This window comes from Flavobacterium aerium, from assembly GCF_030766725.1.
In the GTDB taxonomy this organism is placed as follows: Bacteria; Bacteroidota; Bacteroidia; order Flavobacteriales; family Flavobacteriaceae; genus Flavobacterium; species Flavobacterium aerium.
Genome location: NZ_JARQWR010000002.1, coordinates 242217 through 260398, shown reverse-complemented (window position 1 = coordinate 260398; position 18182 = coordinate 242217). Strand labels below are relative to the sequence as shown.

The window sequence follows — 18182 nt, the reverse complement described above, 5'->3', positions numbered from 1 at the left end:
AAACTATACAAGCACAGGATTTTAAAATTCTGTGCTTTTTTTATTGCCTCATTTTATCAAAAAAATGAATATATTTATAATCACTAATTAGTAATCAACCATCAATATGTTTATAAATAAAAACTGTATTTTACTTTTTTACGTCCTATTATTTGGAATTTCTACGACAAAAGTACAGGCTCAATTAAATACATTGTTTGATAATTATAAGCAATATAGAACCCTTACGGAACGTTGGGAATTAGATTCTACTTCTAGAAAAGGGACTTTTTTGATTACTCCTTATAAACCTATTTATATACTACCTACACGTTGGTCTAGTCATCCTAATGAAAGACCTCAAAGTGATAATCCCGCTTATTCTGTTCCAGAAGATGAAGCTGTAAACCTGAATAATTACGAAGCTAAATTTCAATTAAGTTTTAAAGTAAAGACATTTCAAGGGTTATTTTGGGGGAATGGTGATTTATGGATTGCTTATTCTCAAAAATCAAACTGGCAGGTTTATAACAAAAGCTTATCGAGACCTTTTAGAGAAGTTAATTACGAGCCTGAGGTAATCTTGAATTTTGCGACAAATTTTAATGTATTAGGCTTTAAAACGAGGATGTTGGGCATTTCATTCAATCATGAATCCAATGGTCGTGGTGGAAATATATCCCGAAGCTGGAATCGTGTCATTCTACAAGCTGGATTGGAACGTGATAACTGGAGCGTTTATCTTCGTCCTTGGTTTCGTTTACCGGATTCCGATGATGAAAATCCTAAAATAGTCGATTATATGGGTAGGGGAGAAATGACCGTTGTTTATACCTATAAGGGGAATGTATTATCCTTTACAGGGCGTCATAACCTGAATTTTAACTCCAATAGTCGTGGATTGATTGAATTTGACTGGTCTTATCCAATTTCAGGAAATTTAAAAGCTCGAATGCAGTTTTCTCATGGTTATGGAGAAACTTTAATTGATTACAACAATCGTCAAACTATTTTCGGATTGGGTATATCATTAATCGAATGGTTGTAGTATTAATAACCGGCCAAAGCATTCATGGTTTTCCAATTTCTAGTAGTTGCTACTACTTTTAATTTTTTCTCAAAAAAGTTATTGTCTATTTTGGATTTTCCATAACCACTTGGGCAATAAAAGTAAATTGCTTTTTCTGTAATATGAAATTCTTCTGGAGCATAATCAATTGAATTCAATTGTTCTATAAGGAATTGCTCCGCAGGATTTTTTAATAAAACAATGTACAAACGCTTTAATTCATCTTCATTGAGATTGGAATAGGGGTTATGATTGATTATTTCTTCTAATTCGGATATTTTCTTAACTAATACTGGAACCTGAAAACCAAATTCAATTTCAATTTCTTCTATAATGCGTTCGGTTAATTTATTTGTTTCTAAGATATTGCTTTCAAAAATAACATTGCCGCTTTGAATGTATGTTTTCACTTGTTCGAAATTCAAACGTTCAAACATCTTTTTAAGCACTTCCATCTTAATGATTTTCTGTCCGCTTACATTTATTCCTCTTAATAGGGCAACATATTTATAATTCATTTGGAGATTGATTTAGTTTGTAAACATAAAAAAACCTGTAAAACTATTCAATTTTCCAGGTTTAAAATATTATTATATAGAATTTATGCTTGTTTTGTCAATCTTTTAATTGCTGCCCATTGTCTTAATGCTTCACGTGATTCAACAGCAGGATATCCTAACATTTTTTTACCGCTTGGAATATCAGCAATTACTCCTGAACCAGCACCAACCATCGCTCCATCACCAATAGTTACGTGATCCTTAATAGAAGCACTTCCTCCAATAACAACACCATCACCTAAAGTTACTGAACCTGCAAGTCCACTGTTTCCAGCCATAATACAACATTTCCCTAATACACTATTATGTCCAATTTGAACTAGATTATCTATTTTCGTTCCGTCACCTAATATTGTAGCGCTAAATTTTCCACGATCTACACAAGATCCTGAACCAATTTCTACTCCATTACCAATAATTACATTTCCAATTTGTGGAATTTTCACTAACATTTTTAAGTCAGGACAAAAATGGTATCCAAATCCATCAGCACCAATAGTTACATTAGGCTGTAGAATACAATGACTACCAATATGACAACGCTCACGAATTACAGTTCCTGACCATAATACACTATGACTTCCAATCGTAGAATCATCTAATACAGTAACATTAGGATATAATATTGTATGATCACCAATAGTTACATTTTTTCCGATATAAACACCGGCTCCAATTTTACATCCTGTTCCAATTATTGCAGTAGAATCAACATTTGCAGAAGCATGAATATCACAATCGAACGTTGGCGCTTTTGGAGCAAAAAGCTCTAATAATTGAGCCATTGCCAAATCGGCATTCTTCACACGTATTAAAGCGCGGTTTTCTCCTGGCAATACTTCGATATCTTCATTGATAATTGCAGCTGTAGCATTAGAACCTTCCCAATATTGAACATATTTCTTACTACCTATAAAAGTAATATGATTGTTTTTTGCTCGCTCGAGTTGCTCGGGACCTGTAATACAGTTTGTGGTAGTACCGATTAAAATACCTTTAAGTATTTCGTTGATTTCATTGATTGTGAATGACTTCATGTAGTGTTGATCTTATTAAAATATTAGCCATCCTAGTTCCATAATCTGGATGAATTAACGAATTGTCATCAAATAAAGTGTTTTACTAGTCAATATCCAAATAATTAACTTATGATCAATATAAAAGACAACTTTAAATCTGATTCCTTTTTATATTTTAAATTGGTCAATAATAGAGCTTTAACTCTATTTTTAATACTTTTTGTTCGGTTCAAATCTTACTATATTTAACATTTAATACCGATTAATATTTTCTAAAACCGTTTAGACGATAATAACTCATAACTCTAATATTGCTTATTTATTTCATGGCAAATCATTAATTAACATTTTTTAATACTTTCTTAATCATAACCAAAACAATTGTAACCATTTTACAAAAAAAGCTACTAAATTTTCACTTAGTAGCTTTCAATATATTACAAATTGTAATCTTATTTATTCTTCACTTTTTTGTCCCATCATCATTAAAAATGCTTTTAGGAATTCGTCAATTTCACCATTCATCACACCATCTACATCACTCGTTTCATGTTGTGTACGTACATCTTTAACTAATTTGTAGGGATGCATTACATAATTACGAATCTGAGAACCCCATTCGATTTTCATTTTATTGGCTTCAATCTCATCTCGTTTGGCTTGACGTTTCTTCAATTCAATTTCAAATAATTGCGATTTCAATAATTGCATCGCTTTTGTTTTGTTATCGAGTTGAGATCTCGTCTCAGAGTTTTCAATAATAATACCAGTAGGGTGGTGGCGCAAACGCACTGCCGTTTCTACCTTATTTACATTTTGTCCCCCAGCACCACTCGAACGCATCGTTTCCCACGAAATATCTGATGGATTAATTTCAATTTCAATAGTGTCATCAGCCAAAGGATATACATATACAGATGCAAATGAAGTATGTCGTTTACCATTACTATCAAAAGGAGAAATACGAACTAATCGATGTACACCATTTTCACCTTTTAAATAACCAAATGAATAATCTCCTTCAAATTCTAATGTTACCGTTTTAATTCCGGCTACCTCACCACCTTGAAAGTTCAATTCTTTGATTTTATATCCCGACTTTTCGCCCCACATCATATACATACGCATCAGCATTTCTGCCCAATCACAACTTTCGGTACCACCGGCACCTGCTGTAATCTGTAATACTGCACTCATGCTATCACCTTCATCAGAAAGCATATTTTTAAATTCTAATCCCTCAATGTGACTATTGGTTAAATAATACTGCTGATCTAGTTCTTCTTCAGTGATTTCACCTTCTTTATAAAACTCATAGGCTATCTGAAGTTCATCGGCCATGGCATTGCCTTTTTCGTAATCTTCAACCCATTTTTTCTTAGATCGGAGATTCTTCACAATTAATTCCGCTTCTTTTGCGTTATTCCAAAAGTCGGGTGCAAAGGTCTTCTCTTCTTCGTTCGTAATTTCGATTAATTTCTTATCGACGTCAAAGATACCTCCTTAACGCACCAAGGCGCTCTATAATACCTTTAATTTGTTCGGTATTTATCATAATTATTGTAGTTTTATACCCGCAAAAATAAGCTTTCATTTTTAAATTATGGAAATAAATTTAATTAGCGACACAGTCACTAAACCCACTACAGAAATGCTATCGTATATGATGCATGCAAAAGTAGGGGATGATGTATATAAACAAGACCCGACAGTTAACGAGCTAGAAGCTATCGTTGCTGATATATTTGGAAAAGAAGCTGCCATGTTTTTTCCTTCGGGCACTATGGCCAATCAAACCGCTATAAAAATACACACACAACCTGGCGAAGAAATAATCTGTGACAAATGGTCTCATGTTTATTTGTACGAAGCAGGTGGAGCTGCATTTAATAGTGGCGTATCTTGTTCTTTATTGGATGGTGATCGCGGTATGATTACAGCGGAGCAAATAAAAGAGGTAATAAATCCACCTGAATTTTACCATAGTCCTTTATCTAGCCTTGTTAGTATTGAAAACACTACTAATAAAGGAGGAGGAGCTTGTTATGATATTGAAGAACTCAAGAAAATAAGACAAGTTTGTGACGATCATGGTTTAAAATACCATTTGGATGGTGCTCGTTTATGGAATGCATTAGTAGCCAAAAACCAGAGTCCTAAAATATATGGTGAATTATTCGATACTATATCGGTTTGTTTATCAAAAGGTTTGGGTGCTCCAGTTGGATCATTATTAGTAGGAGACAAAGAACATATTGACAAAGCCTTACGTATTCGAAAAATCTTCGGAGGTGGTATGCGTCAAGCTGGTTATTTAGCCGCTGCTGGTATTTATGCTTTAAAAAACAATATTAGCCGTTTAGCTGAGGATCATCGAAGAGCAAAAGAAATTGGTAATTTACTTCAAAAATTACCGTGGATAAAGCGTGTAGAACCTGTAGAGACAAATATTCTAATTTTCTCTATTCAGGATCATTTGAATGAAGGTTTATTAATTGAAAAATTAAAACAACGCAATATTCACATTAGTTCAATGGGTAAAGGTAAACTTAGAATTGTGACTCATTTAGATTACAGAGAAGTTATGCATACTTATGTAATTGAAACACTTAGCAAGTTTGTATATTAAATAATTTTTCGCCTTTTACTCTTTTAAGCAAAAGGCGAAAATTATTATTATTTGAATAAATCCATTCCTGGTATATTAGGCATACCATCTTGTGCAACAGCACCTAATTCTGCCTCATTAACATTTGTTGCTTTCTCAATAGCTTTGTTAATAACTAACAATAGATAGTCTTCTAATTGCTCTTTATCAGACAATAAGCTATCGTCTATTGTAATGTTTTTTATTACACGATTTGCTGTTAATGTTACCTTTAATAGACCGTCATTACTTTGTTCGTCTATTAAAACAGTATCTAATCTCTTCTTTGTTTCTTCAATTTTTTGTTGGGTCTCCTTGAGTTTACCCATCATTCCCATAATGTCTCCAAACATGTTGATAAATTTTAATTTTTTCCATTACAAATTTACTAAATTGCATAGTTAATTTCAATAAAAAATTAGAATGAGAAATACCACCTTAATCTGTAGTGTTTGTATTATTTTTGCAACATCGTATTCTCAAAATAAAGAACGTACAATGCTGAACAATATACAACCTCCAATTGCATCCATAAAATCCAAAACTCTTGAAAAAAACGGTGACGTCAGAACTGACGATTATTACTGGCTTAATAATAGAGAAAATCCTGAAGTCATTGAATATCTCAAAAAAGAAAATGAATACTATGAGAAGATGACTGCTCATACAAAAACATTACAAAATGATTTGTTTGAAGAAATGAAAGGAAGAATTAAAGAAGATGATTCTTCTGTTCCTTATTTATTAAACGGTTACTATTATATTACTCGTTATGAAACGGGAAAAGATTATCCAATATATTCTCGAAAAAAAGGGAATCTTCAAGCAAAAGAAGAAATATTATTCGATTGTAATATTATGGCTAAAGGTCATTCTTATTTCAAATTATCTGGGCTAAGTATAAGTCCTGATAACAAATGGGGTGCTTTTGCTGTAGATACAGTAAGTAGAAGAATTTACACTTTGCAAATCAAAAATTTACTGACGGGTGAAATTCTAAAAGATAAAATCGAAAATACTTCTGGTGGTGCTGTTTGGGCAAATGATAACAAAACAATTTTCTATACTCGACAAGATAAAGTTACATTACGCTCCGATAAAGTTTACAAACACATCATTGGCGACGATCCAAAAAATGATGCATTAATTTATCATGAAAAAGATGATACTTTTAATCTTTATGTATATAAAGAAAAATCTAGAAAATACATTGTTATTGGTTCATCTAGCACTTTAACATCTGAATATCAAACCTTAAATGCAGATACTCCAAATGAAAAGTTTAAAATTTTTCAACCTAGAGTTCGTGGTTTAGAATATAGCATCTCACACTATGGTACTAATTTTTACGTTACTACTAATAAAGATGATGCAACCAACTTTAAGTTGATGAAAACACCAGAATCGGCAACTTCAAAAGAAAACTGGAAAGATGTTATTCCACATCGTGAAGATGTATTACTGGAAGATATTGAAATTTTCAAGAATTATTTAGTTGTTGAAGAACGTTCTAATGGATTAAATAAAATCCGTATTATGCCATGGAATGGCGATAAAGAATATTATTTACCTTTTGATAGCGAAACGTATACTGTAGGTACGACTTCAAATGTTGATTTTGATACTGATATTTTACGTTATGGATACCAAACCTTAAATACACCTTTCTCTATTATCGATTTCAATATGAAAACGAAAGCGAAAGAAGTAAAAAAAGAACAAGAAATTCTAGGTGGTAAATTTAACAAAGACAATTACCATTCCGAAAGAGTATGGGCAACAGCTGCTGACGGAACAAAAATTCCTATTTCTATTGTTTATAGAAAAGGAATGGAAAAGAAAGGTAAAAACCCACTTTTACTGTATGCCTATGGTTCTTACGGTGCTACAATGGATGCTTATTTCTCTTCATCGCGCTTAAGTCTTCTAGACAGAGGATTTATTTATGCTATAGCGCACGTAAGAGGAGGAGAAGACATGGGTAGAAAATGGTATGAAGATGGTAAACTGTTAAAAAAGAAAAACACATTCACAGATTTCGTAGATTGTTCAAAATTTTTAATTGATCAAAAATACACCTCTCAACAGCATTTATATGCCGAAGGAGGCTCTGCAGGAGGATTATTAATGGGTGTAATTGTAAATATTGCGCCTCATTTATACCGAGGTGTAATTGCTCAGGTTCCTTTTGTAGATGTAATAACAACCATGCTAGATGATACTATTCCATTAACAACGGGAGAGTACGATGAATGGGGAAATCCGAATGATAAGGTATATTATGACTATATGAAGTCTTACTCGCCTTATGATAACGTAATAGCTCAACAATACCCAAACATGCTCGTAACCACAGGTTTACATGATTCTCAGGTACAATACTGGGAACCGGCAAAATGGGTTGCAAAATTGAGAGTTAAAAAAACTGGTGAAAATTTATTATTACTCGAAACTAACATGGATGCGGGTCATGGCGGGGCTTCAGGACGTTTTGAAGCACTAAAAGAAGTTGCTAAAGAATATAGTTTTTTACTAGATTTAGAAGGAATTAAAAAGTAATTAGATATTTTTTGTTAAATTTGCAGAGATTTGAGGTGGACAAAACTTTGCAAGAGTTTTACCTTGATTAACTTATTTTTTATGAAAGAAGAAATAAAAGCCTACAATAATGTATTAGAATTAATAGGGGATACACCCCTTATTAAACTTAACAGAGTAACAGAAGGTTTTAAAGGAAATTATTACGCGAAAGTCGAAGCTTTCAATCCTGGGCATTCAACAAAAGACAGGATTGCTTTATACATCATCGAAGAGGCAGAAAGAAAAGGTATTCTTAAACCAGGTGATACAATCATAGAAACTACTTCTGGTAACACAGGTTTTAGTATTGCTATGGTGAGTATCATTAAAGGATATGACTGTGTATTGGCCGTAAGTTCAAAATCATCACGAGATAAAATTGATATGCTTCGCAGCATGGGCGCTAAAGTCTATGTTTGCCCAGCACATGTTTCTGCAGATGATCCTCGCTCTTATTACAATGTAGCAAAAAGGTTACACGAAGAAACGAAAGGTTCTGTGTACATTAACCAATATTTTAATGAATTAAACGTTGACGCTCATTACAAATCTACTGGTCCTGAAATATGGGAACAAACGAATGGTAAAATTACCCATTTAGTAGCTTGTAGTGGTACAGGAGGAACAATTTCTGGAACGGCAAAATATTTAAAAGAAAAAAATCCAAATATCCGAATTCTAGGTGTTGATGCTTATGGATCTGTCCTTAAGAAATACCATGAAACAAAGGAGTTTGATAATAATGAAATTTACCCTTACCGTATTGAAGGTCTTGGTAAAAATCTAATCCCTACAGCTACTGACTTTGACGTAATTGATGAGTTCATCAAAGTATCTGATGAAGATAGTGCACATACTACTCGCGAGATTGCAAAAAAAGAAGGCTTATTTGTAGGATATACTAGCGGTGCTGCTATTCAAGCAGTAAAACAGTATGCTGAAAATGGAGAATTTGATGAAAACAGTAATGTTATAATTATTTTCCCAGATCATGGTTCTCGTTACATGAGTAAAGTATTCAGTGATGACTGGATGAACGAGCAAGGTTTCTTCGATAGCATTAATCTTGAAGAAGCTCAGAAAATTGAATTTATCAAATAATACTATATACAAACGGAAAGAGTAAATTCTTTCCGTTTTTGTTTTAAGCATAAAAAAACCATTCTTTTCAGAATGGTTTTTTTATTTATAGAAAGAAATAGAACTATTCCGCCGATTCTTCCATTGTGTGATATACGTTTTGAACGTCATCATCTTCTTCAATTTTCTCTAAAAGCTTTTCAACGTCTGCTACTTGCTCCGCAGTAAGTTGTTTTGTCACTTGTGGGATACGCTCAAAGCCCGAAGATAGGATTTCCATACTTCTGTGCTCCAATTCTTTTTGAATCGCTCCAAAGCTCTCAAAAGGCGCATATATCAATATTCCGTCTTCATCTTCAAAAACTTCTTCTACACCAAAGTCAATTAATTCTAATTCTAACTCTTCTGTATCTATATCTCCTTTTGTAATTCTGAAATTACAAGTATGATCAAACATAAATTCTACAGAACCTTGTGTACCTAAACTTCCGTTACATTTATTAAAGTAACTTCTGATATTTGCTACTGTTCTGTTATTATTATCTGATGCTGTTTCAATTAAAATAGCAATCCCATGTGGTGCATATCCTTCAAATAATGCTTCTTTAAAGTTTGCAGAATCTTTATCGGATGCTTTTTTAATGGCACGTTCTACATTTTCTTTAGGCATATTTGCAGCCTTAGCATTCTGTATTACAGCTCTTAAACGGGAGTTAGCCTCTGGATTTGGTCCTCCATCCTTAACTGCCATTACAATATCTTTACCTATTCTGGTAAATGTTTTGGCCATTGCTGACCAACGTTTCATTTTTCTCGCTTTTCTAAATTCAAACGCTCTACCCATGATTATTTTTTTATCGGTACAAAAATAAGTTTATTCTATATTTTTATCAAATCTATTTTCATTCTTTTAGTCTATTTTTCAACCATAAGAACTTCTTTTTATTCTAATTATCGATGAAATTTATTGTTTCAAGATTCCATCAACATCTTTTATTAACCTTACGCTTTCCTCAATATAAGGATTCGTTCGAAGGCTTTTCAATTTAAATTCATTTATTTCTTTTTGAAAAATATCATTTGCGATAATCTTTTCATCATAAGAATTATTACTAATCTCTACATCATTCACTCTTTCGGTAATTACTTTAATATCTTCCCAAATCTTATCTGAACTGTGTGTGTATTCAAATACATTTTCAAAATCCACAACTAAAGGTGCTTTTGGCGCTTTATAAACGATATTAATTCTATCATTTACATTGCTTATCTCTTTAAACAAGGAATCGTTCTCAACTCTTACTTTACTACGCTCTACAGCTGGTGGATATATCGTATTTGCGTAAGGACTGAATTTTGCTTTTGGAAAAATAATATCATTATTCAAGGCTGTTTTATAGCTACTTTCACGACTAACTAAAGTATCAAATAAAGTAGGTACAATTAAATCGGGAGTAATCCCTATTTTCTGATGACTCTTCCCTGTAACTCTATAAAATTTCTCAATGGTTACTTTCACAAAATCTTGTTCTACTTTTCCCAAAGGAATAACCGTTTGCATTGTTGCTTTCCCCAATGAAGTAGTCCCCATAATAACCGCACGGTTGTAATCCTGCATTACTGCAGCAAAAAACTCGCTAGCAGAAGCTGTATAGCCATTTATTAAGATAATAATAGGCCCATTGTATAACGATCCTGGGTTATAGTCATTTACTACGGTTTGTTTGTTTTTATTATTCAATAAAAAGGAAATTGGCCCTTGATCGATAAACATTCCCGATAGCTTAATTGCTTCATCCATAGAGCCACCACCGTTGTACTGTAAATCAATCACTAAACCATCAATTTTATCTTCTTGTAGTTTAATAACTTCTCTAGCAACATCGTCTGCACATCCTGTCGCATTATTACCATCAAAATCACTGTAAAAACTAGGGATTTTAATATATCCTAAACGCGCTTCTTTTTCAACTACAAAACTATAAACCGTATTTTGATCGGCTTTCATGATTTGCTTTTCCAACTGAACGTCATAGACTGTTCCGTCTTTTTTTCGCAAGGTCAATTCTACATTTTTATAGGTATCAGAAAAGAAAATATCTCCAATGGTTTTCATAGCTACACATGAAACCCAGTAGCTTTCATTCAAACCATTTGTTACTTTTATAATCTGATCTTCTTTATCAATTTTATTGGTTTGTGCTGCAGGACCACCCGGAACAACTTCATCAACAATAATCTCTTCATTTTCATTCAAGCTCACATACAACCCTAATGAATATGTATCGGTAGATAATGAAGAAAAGAAAGATGATTTATCATCGTAAGAAAAATAGGTGGTATGAGGATCAAAATAAGAGCAATAAATGGAATAAAATGTATTGTGTAAATATTCTTCAATTCCTTCTGAACTATCTAGTATACTGCTTATTTTACACAGATTTGTTTCAAATATCTTCGTTCTAGATGCTTTTTCGAATGTGGAAAAATTCTGTTTTAAAGAATCTAACTTAGTGCTCATTTTTGAAATATCTTCCAAAACATCATAGCGTAAACGCTTGCGCCAAACCCGATCAACATCATTTTCTTTTACATAAAAAGCAACTTCATCTTTCGTAAAACGAATGGTATCACTTTTTAAAGCGTAATCAAATTTTTCTTTATCAATTTTTTCAATGGAAGCTTTTGTTCTTAGTAATGCCTTTTTATATGTTGATACAAAATCTTCAAAAAATGAACAGTCTTTTCTCAATATATAATTATCTAATAAAAGACGATGTTTTGTTAAAGCTTCATATTCTGTTTTCAAAAAAATATTACGCTCTGAATCCATTGTATTAATAAAAGAATCAAAAACATAAACCGATAGACTATCATCTATCGGTTTAGGCTTAAAGTGCTCTTTTTTAATGAGCTTATTTATTTTAGTAATTAAATCACAAGCTTTATCACTATTCTGCCCAAATAGCGCAAAGGAAGATAAGAGTAAAAATAGGGGTAGCTTATTCATCAAATACTTTAAATTGTTGTTTATTTTTTATAAAAAGGTAATTTCACCACTTTAGCAGGGATATCATTTTTTCTAATACGGATAAAAATCTCAGAATCTACCTTACTTAATGCAGTAGGTACATATCCTAATCCAATTCCTTTATTTAAGGAAGGTGACATTGTTCCTGAAGTTACTACCCCAATAACTGTACCAGCTGCGTCTACGATTTCATAATCATGACGTGGAATTCCTCTTTCTGTTAATTCAAAACCAACTAATTTACGTGCTACACCGTTCTCTTTCTGGCTTTTAATGTCTTCTGCATTCACAAAATCTTTATCGAATTTTGTAATCCATCCTAAACCTGCTTCAATTGGTGAAGTGGTATCATTGATATCATTTCCATACAAACAGAAGCCCATTTCTAATCGTAAAGTATCACGTGCTGCTAATCCTACTGGCTTGATTCCAAAAGCAGCTCCTGCTTCAAAAACAGCCTTCCAAATAGCTTCTGCATCTTCATTTTTGAAATAAATTTCAAAACCTCCTGAGCCTGTATATCCAGTCGCTGAAACAATTACATCGCTTTTTCCTCCAAATTCTCCTACTTGGAAAGAGTAATAAGGCATATTCACTAAATCTATCGCAGTTAATGATTGCATTGCTTCTGCTGCTTTAGGTCCTTGAATTGCTAATAAAGAGTACTCATCTGAACGATTTTCCATCGTTACTCCTAAATCATTGTGTTTTGTGATCCAATTCCAGTCTTTTTCAATATTAGATGCGTTTACAACTAATAAATATTCTGTTTCAGAAAACTTATATATAATTAAATCATCTACGATTCCACCTTCATAGTTTGGCAAACAAGAGTATTGTGCTTTTCCTACTGTTAATTTTGAAGCATCATTTGTAGTTACTTTCTGAATTAATGCTAATGCATTTTCTCCTTTTAGGAAAAACTCACCCATGTGAGATACATCAAAAACACCTACGCCATTTCTAACGATTTCGTGTTCAACTGTAACGCCTTCATATTGGACAGGCATATTATATCCAGCAAATGGAACCATTTTAGCTCCTAAACTCTCATGAATGTGGGTAAGCGCAGTATTTTTCATTGTGTGTTATATAAATAAATTAAAGGGGCTAATTTATCTAAAAAAATACGAAGAGGCAAAGATATTCGGCTAATAATCATATTGATTCCAAACAACATGATCAATATAGGCGAATAGGAGAGTGCTCAAATTAATTATATCATTTCAAACCATTGAACTAACATAAAATAACAACGCTCAATTGTGAATAATTGAGCGTTGTTATCTATTCTAAAAATATGGTATTACCTTATCATTATTTATTCTGATTGTAATAGAAATGTATTTAATTCTGAATAAGAATTAATCACGATACTTATTTTATTTTTTTTCATAATAAATTCAATATCAGATGGTATATCCAATTTAATATCTAGTGTTTCTTCAACTGTATTTAAAAACTTAACAGGGTGTGCTGTTTCCAGAAATACACCCAAAAAATCTGTTTTGTTCTTCAAAAAATGCTGCAATCCTAAATAACCTACAGCTCCATGTGGATCGGCTATATAGCTCCATTGATGACACAAAAAACGCATCGCTTTTTTAGTAGCTAAATCATCAAATGCAAATGCTGATAAATCTATTTTAAGCGCATCCATATCTTGTTTATAGATTTCTAAAATTCGCACAAAATTACTTGGATCACTTACATCCATTGCATTTGAAAGAGTTGGTTTCGAATACAACGGAGAATACTCTCCATCAATCAAATATCTTGGTATTGTATCATTCGCATTGGTGGATGCAATGAAATGGCTTATTGGCAATCCCATTTTCTTAGCCATCAAACCGGCACATATATTACCAAAATTACCACTAGGAACGGATACAACTATTGGTTTTCCTTTACTTTTTAACTCTTTATAGGCAAAAAAATAATAGAACATTTGCGGCAACCATCGGGCTACGTTTATTGAATTGGCTGAAGTCAAATTTATAGTTTTCAACGAATCATCTAGAAAGGCTTTTTTTACCATATTCTGACAATCATCAAACGAACCTTTAACTTCTAGGGCAGTAATATTCTGACCTAAGGTGGTCAACTGTTTTTCCTGAATATCACTTACTTTATCACAAGGATATAAAATCACAACATTCACGCCTTCAACACCTAAAAAACCATTGGCTACAGCACTTCCTGTATCTCCAGAAGTAGCAACTAATACGGTTATTTTTTGTTCGGTTTTATTTTTATTAAAATACCTCAAGCAACGGGACATAAATCGAGCGCCAACATCTTTAAATGCTAGAGTAGGGCCATGAAAAAGTTCTAAAGCAAATATATCTTTCTGGACTTCTACCAATGGGAAATCAAAAGACAAAGTCTCCTTAATAATTTGTTTTAATTCAAATTCGGGTATTTCACCTCCAACAAAAGGTTTAATTACCTCAAGTGCTATTTCTGTGGGACTATATTGTTCGATATTCTTAATAAATTCTGAACTTAAAGCAGGAATTTCTTCTGGAAAAAACAATCCTTTATCAACTGCTATTCCCTGTATCACAGCTTGCTCAAAACCTATTTTCTCGACACTTTGGTTAATACTATAATATTTCATAATGATCAATTGTGTTTATATAATATTCGTTTCTATAATCTTAATTCCTTCGGCATTAATTTTGGAAACATGTATCTGATACCCTAATTCAATTGAATCTAATACTGCACCCATTGATTCTACTGCATTTCTAGCTTCTTTTTCACTTTTTGATAAAACAAAAACCGAAGGCCCGGAACCTGATATACCACAACCCAAAGCACCATTATCCAAGGCCGCTTTTTTCATCTCATCGTATTTTGGAATTAATATCGAACGGATGGGTTCTACAATCTCATCGTGTAATGATCGCCCAATCAAAGCATAATCTTGGGTATATAATCCACTGATTAAGCCTGCTATATTTCCGCATTGATTAATGGCTTTTTTCAATTCAATTTTTTGTTTTAATATCGATCGGGCATCTATTGTTTTTACTTCAATTTGCGGATGTATGACACTGGCAAATAATGCATCTGGTGCATTAATTTTTATAATATCTAATGGTTCATAACTCCGTATTAAAGTGAATCCTCCAAATAGAGCAGGAGCTACATTGTCGGCATGTGCCGAACCACTTGCTAATCTTTCTCCTTCCATTGCGAAAACAACTAGTTCTTGTAGTGAAAAAGGGTTCCCTAACAGTTGATTAATCGCAAAAACAGCTCCTGATGCACTCGCTGCACTACTTCCTATTCCGCTACCTGCACTGATTTTTTTATGAATACTGATTTCAAAACCGTATTCTATATCCAAAACTGCCAGCATAGCCATTGCCGCTACTCCTGCAACGTTTTTTTCTGCTTCAAATGGTAAATCTGCTCCTTCGATTTTATTGATTCTGATTCCTTTTTCTTTAACTTTTCGAACAATCATCTCATCTCCAATAGTATCTAGACAAACACCTAAAACATCAAAACCACAGGATAAATTTGCAATTGTTGCCGGGCAAAATATTTTTATTGATTCCATAGTTTATATATTTCCAATTCGTATTACATCTGCAAATATCCCTGAGGCAGTAACTGCTGCGCCAGCACCCGCTCCTTTAATCAGTAAGGGTTGTTCATGATAACGGTCTGTATAAAACAGTACAATATTATCCTTACCATCCAAATTGTAAAACGGATGTTCCTTTGGAATCAGCTGTAATTCAACACTTGCTTTTCCATCTTCAAACTGAGCTACATATTTCAATCTTGATTCTTGTGCAACTGCTTTTTTATACAAGGCTTTAAAATGTGGCTCTTGTTCTTTTAATGAAGCAAAGAATGAAGTAATAGAATCTGTTTCCAAACAATTATTAGGTAAAAAAGATTTGTTTTTTATAGCTTCTATATCCATTACATAACCACTTTCACGGATCAGAATTAAGAGCTTTCGCATTACATCAACACCACTAAGATCTATCTTAGGATTGGGTTCAGTATATCCTTCATCTTTAGCTTGTTCTACAACATCATGAAAAGTATTAGTTTCATTATAATTATTAAAAACAAAATTTAAACTTCCCGATAATACTGCTTGAATTTTATGTACTTGATCTCCTGATGCGATTAAATTTTTCAAGGTATCGATAATCGGCAATCCTGCTCCAACATTTGTTTCAAATAAAAATGGGACATTGTTTTCTCGTGCTCTATTTTTTAAATTTTTATATTGCTCAAACGAAGAAGAACATGCTATTTTATTACAGGTTACAACTGCTATATTTCGCTTTAAGTATTTATGATAACTATGGGCTACATTTTCATTGGCTGTAATATCAACAAAAATGCTATTGCGCAAATTCAATTTCTTGATGTTCTTGATAAAATCATCTACATTACTTTCCAATCCATTTTGCAATTGTTCTTCCCAGTACATCAAAGAAATTCCTTCTGCTTCAAAAATCATTTTCTTAGAATTTGCTAAAGCTATAATTCTAATATTCAATTTTAAATTTCGGCACAAGTATTCCTTTTGTTGCTGGATTTGCTCAATGAATTTTTGCCCCACATTCCCAACACCCATTACAAAAAGATTCAATTGTTTAATTTGAGCTTCGAAGAAACGTTCGTGCAGACAATTCAATGCTTTTTTAGCATCTGAATTAGCAATTACTGCCGATATATTTCGTTCCGATGCTCCTTGGGCAATGGCGCGAATATTAATGTTGTTTTTACCCAAAGTACTAAACATTTTACCACTCAATCCTTTATGATTCTTCATGTTTTCTCCAACAATAGCAATTATAGAAAGATTTTTTTCTAGTACGACAGAATTGATTTTGCGTAAGCGTATTTCAAACTTAAATTCTTGATTGATTAGGTCTTTTGCTTTCTGGGCATCCATTTCATGAATACCGATGCAAATGGAATGTTCCGAAGAAGCTTGAGTAATAAAAACGATATTAATCTTTTCATTGGATAGTACTTCGAAAAATCTTTTTGATGAACCTATAACACCAATTAAACCAGAACCTTCCAGTGTTAACAAAGCAATATGGTCAATGTGGCTAATGCCTCGAACAACATCTTCATTTTGTTTCTTTACAGGATGATTACTAATGATTGTTCCTTTTGCTTCCGGATCAAATGTATTTTTAATATGAATGACAATATCTTTATCTAATACGGGTTGAATGGTTGGTGGATATAGTACTTTAGCTCCAAAATGGGACAATTCCATCGCTTCATGATAGGAAATGTATGGGATGGATTGTGCTTGTTTTACAAGCTTTGGATTTGCAGTGTACATACCATTCACATCTGTCCAAATTTCTAATTTTGAAACATCTAAAGCTGCTGCAATAATTGCTGCAGTGTAATCGGAACCACCACGACCTAAAGTCGTAATATTTCCTTCTTCTGAACTAGCCACAAAACCTGGAACTATTGTAATTCTTGATTGATTTTTATCAAAGAAATACTGAATGAGGTTATTTGTAATCTCAAAATTCACTACTGCTTTACCAAACTCATTATTTGTTTTAATCAAGGATTGACTGTCTTTATAAACAGTCTTTGGGTATATTAACTTCAGTACTTCGGATAGGATAAAGGAAGATAATAATTCTCCATAACTCAATACTGCATCTTTTGTACGACAAGAAAACTCTCCTAACAAATAACTTCCTTCTAACAATGCTTCTAGATGATTTAAAGCTCTTTTTACAACACTTAGTATAGCACTTTGCTGTACAACAGGGATTAGCTCTTTTACAACGTTTAAATGACGCTTATTTACTTCTTCAAGACTTATTTTATATTTTTCATCTTTTACAGCAGCTTGATTTCCTGCTAAAAGTAATAGATCCGTAATACCTCCAAAAGCAGAGACCACTACAACTACAGGCTCACTTTTAGATTTACGATTAATAATCGCAACAACTTTATTGATGTTTTCGGCATTGGCTACAGAAGTGCCGCCAAATTTTATAATATTCATTTGAGAATGACTTAATAATTAATGTATAGGAATGGCTACGAAGCTTTTAGCTACGTAAAAGGGATTATTTTAAAATAAAATAATACACAAGAGGATTATATGAAAATGCTATACCCCAGAGGGGTAGTAGTTGTAGTTGTAGTCGTTGTAGCAACAGAAGATGCAACCAAAGTATTGGCTGTTTCTAAA

General features: G+C 32.8%; 14 protein-coding genes. 4 read left to right on the top strand and 10 right to left on the bottom strand.

Going from position 1 to position 18182, the window contains the following annotated elements:
• Positions 1 to 106: 106 nt before the first annotated feature.
• A complete protein-coding gene (locus tag P6733_RS03740; RefSeq protein ID WP_306350264.1) occupies positions 107 to 1027 on the top strand; it encodes a phospholipase A in 921 nt (306 codons plus the stop codon).
• Between the two features lie 2 nt (positions 1028 to 1029).
• Here P6733_RS03740 and P6733_RS03735 read toward each other — a convergent pair whose 3' ends face one another.
• The 3 genes from P6733_RS03735 to prfB form a co-directional block, all read right to left on the bottom strand.
• The gene (locus P6733_RS03735; protein WP_306350263.1) at positions 1030 to 1566 is read right to left on the bottom strand and encodes a DUF1697 domain-containing protein; all 537 of its coding nucleotides are present in this window, start codon (positions 1564 to 1566) and stop codon (positions 1030 to 1032) included.
• Positions 1567 to 1649: 83 nt separating this feature from the next.
• Positions 1650 to 2645, bottom strand: coding sequence for a UDP-3-O-(3-hydroxymyristoyl)glucosamine N-acyltransferase (lpxD, locus tag P6733_RS03730; protein ID WP_306350262.1), 996 nt, complete (start codon positions 2643 to 2645; stop codon positions 1650 to 1652).
• 438 nt (positions 2646 to 3083) lie between these two features.
• Positions 3084 to 4182, bottom strand: a protein-coding gene (gene prfB, locus P6733_RS03725; RefSeq protein ID WP_306350261.1) for a peptide chain release factor 2 whose coding sequence is annotated in 2 segments (ribosomal slippage) — positions 3084 to 4118 and positions 4120 to 4182 — 1098 coding nt in all. Because the reading frame shifts where the segments join, the coding sequence is not laid out codon by codon here.
• Between the two features lie 48 nt (positions 4183 to 4230).
• Between prfB and P6733_RS03720 the strand changes: the two genes are divergently transcribed.
• Positions 4231 to 5256, top strand: coding sequence for a threonine aldolase family protein (locus P6733_RS03720; protein WP_306350260.1), 1026 nt, complete (start codon positions 4231 to 4233; stop codon positions 5254 to 5256).
• 47 nt (positions 5257 to 5303) lie between these two features.
• On the opposite strand, the gene P6733_RS03715 is transcribed toward P6733_RS03720, so the two are convergent.
• A complete protein-coding gene (locus tag P6733_RS03715) occupies positions 5304 to 5627 on the bottom strand; it encodes a YbaB/EbfC family nucleoid-associated protein (protein ID WP_306350259.1) in 324 nt (107 codons plus the stop codon).
• Between the two features lie 70 nt (positions 5628 to 5697).
• Here P6733_RS03715 and P6733_RS03710 point away from each other — a divergent pair, with 70 nt between their 5' ends.
• Both P6733_RS03710 and P6733_RS03705 read left to right on the top strand, forming a co-directional pair.
• Complete coding sequence (locus P6733_RS03710; protein WP_306350258.1) at positions 5698 to 7833, top strand: S9 family peptidase; 2136 nt, start codon at positions 5698 to 5700, stop codon at positions 7831 to 7833.
• An 81-nt stretch (positions 7834 to 7914) separates the two neighbouring features.
• Positions 7915 to 8955: a PLP-dependent cysteine synthase family protein gene (locus P6733_RS03705; protein ID WP_306350257.1), complete on the top strand. Its 1041-nt coding sequence runs from the start codon at positions 7915 to 7917 to the stop codon at positions 8953 to 8955.
• 103 nt (positions 8956 to 9058) lie between these two features.
• On the opposite strand, the gene P6733_RS03700 is transcribed toward P6733_RS03705, so the two are convergent.
• From P6733_RS03700 to thrA, 6 genes are all read right to left on the bottom strand, one after another.
• Positions 9059 to 9778 carry a YebC/PmpR family DNA-binding transcriptional regulator gene (locus tag P6733_RS03700; protein WP_306350256.1) on the bottom strand — a complete coding sequence of 240 codons (720 nt, stop codon included), beginning with the start codon at positions 9776 to 9778 and terminating at the stop codon, positions 9059 to 9061.
• A gap of 120 nt (positions 9779 to 9898) precedes the next feature.
• Positions 9899 to 11944 (bottom strand): S41 family peptidase, encoded by a 2046-nt coding sequence (locus tag P6733_RS03695; RefSeq protein WP_306350255.1) that lies wholly within the window; start codon positions 11942 to 11944, stop codon positions 9899 to 9901.
• Between the two features lie 20 nt (positions 11945 to 11964).
• Complete coding sequence (gene gcvT / locus P6733_RS03690; RefSeq protein ID WP_306350254.1) at positions 11965 to 13047, bottom strand: glycine cleavage system aminomethyltransferase GcvT; 1083 nt, start codon at positions 13045 to 13047, stop codon at positions 11965 to 11967.
• A gap of 239 nt (positions 13048 to 13286) precedes the next feature.
• Entirely contained in the window at positions 13287 to 14585 is a 1299-nt protein-coding gene (gene thrC, locus P6733_RS03685) for a threonine synthase (protein WP_306350253.1), read from the bottom strand.
• Between the two features lie 15 nt (positions 14586 to 14600).
• Positions 14601 to 15536, bottom strand: coding sequence for a homoserine kinase (locus P6733_RS03680; protein WP_306350252.1), 936 nt, complete (start codon positions 15534 to 15536; stop codon positions 14601 to 14603).
• Positions 15537 to 15539: 3 nt separating this feature from the next.
• The gene (gene thrA / locus P6733_RS03675; RefSeq protein ID WP_306350251.1) at positions 15540 to 17993 is read right to left on the bottom strand and encodes a bifunctional aspartate kinase/homoserine dehydrogenase I; all 2454 of its coding nucleotides are present in this window, start codon (positions 17991 to 17993) and stop codon (positions 15540 to 15542) included.
• Positions 17994 to 18182: the final 189 nt, after the last annotated feature.

Excerpts from the sequence above, each read along its gene's own strand:
- P6733_RS03680 (WP_306350252.1), bottom strand. The coding sequence starts at position 15,536 with ATGGAATCAATAAAAATATTTTGCCCGGCAACAATTGCAAATTTATCC.
- thrC (WP_306350253.1), bottom strand. The coding sequence starts at position 14,585 with ATGAAATATTATAGTATTAACCAAAGTGTCGAGAAAATAGGTTTTGAG.
- P6733_RS03720 (WP_306350260.1), top strand. The coding sequence starts at position 4,231 with ATGGAAATAAATTTAATTAGCGACACAGTCACTAAACCCACTACAGAA.
- P6733_RS03710 (WP_306350258.1), top strand. The coding sequence starts at position 5,698 with ATGAGAAATACCACCTTAATCTGTAGTGTTTGTATTATTTTTGCAACA.
- P6733_RS03715 (WP_306350259.1), bottom strand. The coding sequence starts at position 5,627 with ATGTTTGGAGACATTATGGGAATGATGGGTAAACTCAAGGAGACCCAA.
- P6733_RS03740 (WP_306350264.1), top strand. The coding sequence starts at position 107 with ATGTTTATAAATAAAAACTGTATTTTACTTTTTTACGTCCTATTATTT.
- P6733_RS03705 (WP_306350257.1), top strand. The coding sequence starts at position 7,915 with ATGAAAGAAGAAATAAAAGCCTACAATAATGTATTAGAATTAATAGGG.
- P6733_RS03700 (WP_306350256.1), bottom strand. The coding sequence starts at position 9,778 with ATGGGTAGAGCGTTTGAATTTAGAAAAGCGAGAAAAATGAAACGTTGG.
- P6733_RS03695 (WP_306350255.1), bottom strand. The coding sequence starts at position 11,944 with ATGAATAAGCTACCCCTATTTTTACTCTTATCTTCCTTTGCGCTATTT.
- lpxD (WP_306350262.1), bottom strand. The coding sequence starts at position 2,645 with ATGAAGTCATTCACAATCAATGAAATCAACGAAATACTTAAAGGTATT.
- thrA (WP_306350251.1), bottom strand. The coding sequence starts at position 17,993 with ATGAATATTATAAAATTTGGCGGCACTTCTGTAGCCAATGCCGAAAAC.
- gcvT (WP_306350254.1), bottom strand. The coding sequence starts at position 13,047 with ATGAAAAATACTGCGCTTACCCACATTCATGAGAGTTTAGGAGCTAAA.
- P6733_RS03735 (WP_306350263.1), bottom strand. The coding sequence starts at position 1,566 with ATGAATTATAAATATGTTGCCCTATTAAGAGGAATAAATGTAAGCGGA.